2 rRNA genes are annotated in these 3,231 nt (G+C 53.0%); both read right to left on the minus strand.

What is annotated here, in order from left to right:
- Positions 1–4: 4 nt before the first annotated feature.
- Positions 5–117 (minus strand): 5S ribosomal RNA (rrf, locus tag C3Y15_RS31235).
- Between the two features lie 154 nt (positions 118–271).
- Positions 272–3,153: ribosomal RNA gene (locus tag C3Y15_RS31240) — 23S ribosomal RNA — on the minus strand.
- Between the last annotated feature and the right edge of the window lie 78 nt (positions 3,154–3,231).

Consider the following 3,231-nt stretch of genomic DNA (forward strand, 5'->3'; position numbering starts at 1 on the left):
GGGAGCCTGACGATTACCTACTTTCACACGGGAATCCGCACTATCATCGGCGTAGAGTCGTTTCACGGTCCTGTTCGGGATGGGAAGGGGTGGGACCGACTCGCTATGGTCATCAGGCAAAGAGGGTTGTTCTGCTGGCATGGCCAACAGAACCAATCTGGGAAGAAGCAGTAATTTAAGTTGTGTGTATCACACACGAGAATCCAACATGTCGCGCTGGATCGCGGCCAGTGCTTTCGCACGGCGCCGATCTACAAGGCAGACTTGTTATAGGATCAAGCCTTACGGGCAATTAGTATCAGTTAGCTGAACGCATTACTGCGCTTACACACCTGACCTATCAACGTCCTGGTCTCGAACGACCCTTCAAGGGGATCTAGTCCCCAGGGATATCTCATCTTAAGGCGAGTTTCCCGCTTAGATGCTTTCAGCGGTTATCTCTTCCGAACATAGCTACCCGGCGATGCCACTGGCGTGACAACCGGTACACCAGAGGTTCGTCCACTCCGGTCCTCTCGTACTAGGAGCAGCCCCCTTCAAATATCCAACGCCCACGGCAGATAGGGACCAAACTGTCTCACGACGTTTTAAACCCAGCTCACGTACCTCTTTAAATGGCGAACAGCCATACCCTTGGGACCGGCTACAGCCCCAGGATGAGATGAGCCGACATCGAGGTGCCAAACACCGCCGTCGATATGAACTCTTGGGCGGTATCAGCCTGTTATCCCCAGAGTACCTTTTATCCGTTGAGCGATGGCCCTTCCATACAGAACCACCGGATCACTATGACCTGCTTTCGCACCTGCTCGACTTGTCGGTCTCGCAGTTAAGCACGCTTATGCCATTGCACTATCAGCACGATTTCCGACCGTACCTAGCGTACCTTCGTACTCCTCCGTTACGCTTTGGGAGGAGACCGCCCCAGTCAAACTGCCTACCATGCACTGTCCCCGACCCGGATCACGGGCCAAGGTTAGAACCTCAAACAAACCAGGGTGGTATTTCAAGGACGGCTCCACCGAAACTAGCGTTCCGGTTTCATAGCCTCCCACCTATCCTACACAGATCGGTTCAAAGTCCAATGCAAAGCTACAGTAAAGGTTCATGGGGTCTTTCCGTCTAGCCGCGGGTAGATTGCATCATCACAAACACTTCAACTTCGCTGAGTCTCGGGAGGAGACAGTGTGGCCATCGTTACGCCATTCGTGCAGGTCGGAACTTACCCGACAAGGAATTTCGCTACCTTAGGACCGTTATAGTTACGGCCGCCGTTTACCGGGACTTCAATCAAGAGCTTGCACCCCATCATTTAATCTTCCGGCACCGGGCAGGCGTCACACCCTATACGTCCACTTTCGTGTTTGCAGAGTGCTGTGTTTTTATTAAACAGTCGCAGCCACCAGTTTATTGCAACCCCTTCACCCTCCTGGCGCAGGCCAGTCAAGCTACAAGGGCGTACCTTATCCCGAAGTTACGGTACCAATTTGCCGAGTTCCTTCTCCCGAGTTCTCTCAAGCGCCTTAGAATACTCATCTCGCCCACCTGTGTCGGTTTGCGGTACGGTCATCGTTAGACTGAAGCTTAGAGGCTTTTCTTGGAACCACTTCCAATTGCTTCGCTCCCGAAGGAGCTCGCGCCACACCCTTGAATTACGCACCCGGATTTGCCTAAGTGCCTTCTCCAATGCAGCGACCGGGACTTCCAACACCCGGACAACCTTCCGCGATCCGTCCCCCCATCGCATCTAACAATGGTGCAGGAATATTGACCTGCTTCCCATCAGCTACGCATTTCTGCCTCGCCTTAGGGGCCGACTCACCCTACGCCGATGAACGTTGCGTAGGAAACCTTGGGCTTACGGCGAGGGGGCCTTTCACCCCCTTTATCGCTACTCATGTCAGCATTCGCACTTCCGATACCTCCAGCACCCTTTACAAGGCACCTTCGCAGGCTTACGGAACGCTCTCCTACCATGCGTGCAAAGCACGCATCCGCAGCTTCGGTATATAGCTTAGCCCCGTTACATCTTCCGCGCAGGACGACTCGATCAGTGAGCTATTACGCTTTCTTTAAAGGGTGGCTGCTTCTAAGCCAACCTCCTGACTGTTTTAGCCTTCCCACTTCGTTTCCCACTTAGCTATATTTGGGGACCTTAGCTGGCGGTCTGGGTTGTTTCCCTCTTGACACCGGACGTTAGCACCCGATGTCTGTCTCCCGTGATTGCACTCTTCGGTATTCGGAGTTTGCTATGGCGGGGTAATCTGCAATAGACCCCCCAACCATGACAGTGCTCTACCCCCGAAGGTGAGACACGAGGCACTACCTAAATAGTTTTCGGAGAGAACCAGCTATTTCCAGGTTTGTTTAGCCTTTCACCCCTATCCACAGCTCATCCCCTAACTTTTCAACGTTAGTGGGTTCGGACCTCCAGTACGTGTTACCGCACCTTCATCCTGGCCATGGATAGATCACCTGGTTTCGGGTCTACGCCCAGCAACTGAACGCCCTATTCGGACTCGCTTTCGCTACGCCTGCCCTATACGGTTAAGCTTGCTACTGAACGTAAGTCGCTGACCCATTATACAAAAGGTACGCCGTCACCCCTTACGAGGCTCCGACTGTTTGTATGCATGCGGTTTCAGGATCTATTTCACTCCCCTCCCGGGGTTCTTTTCGCCTTTCCCTCACGGTACTGGTTCACTATCGGTCGATCACGAGTATTTAGCCTTGGAGGATGGTCCCCCCATCTTCAGACAGGATTTCACGTGTCCCGCCCTACTTGTCGCACACCTAGTTCTTTCATACTGTTTTCGCCTACAGGGCTATCACCTGCTATGGCCGCACTTTCCAGAGCGTTCGGCTAACAATACAAATAAAGAGTGCAAGGCTCATCCCATTTCGCTCGCCACTACTTTGGGAATCTCGGTTGATTTCTTTTCCTGCGGTTACTTAGATGTTTCAGTTCACCGCGTTCGCTTCTCTGGACCTATGTATTCAGTCCAGGATGACCCAAAAGGGCCGGGTTTCCCCATTCGGACATCTACGGATCAAAGCTCGTTTGCCAGCTCCCCGTAGCTTTTCGCAGGCTACCGCGTCCTTCATCGCCTGTGATCGCCAAGGCATCCACCACATGCACTTGTTCGCTTGACCCTATAACGAGTCTGTCTCATCGACAGTCGCTACAGGTTGAGTTCTCGCGTTGTGCCGTATTCCAATTGAGTCGAACAT

It is taken from the genome of Burkholderia sp. B10 (assembly GCF_004368385.1).
GTDB lineage: Bacteria > Pseudomonadota > Gammaproteobacteria > Burkholderiales > Burkholderiaceae > Burkholderia > Burkholderia vietnamiensis.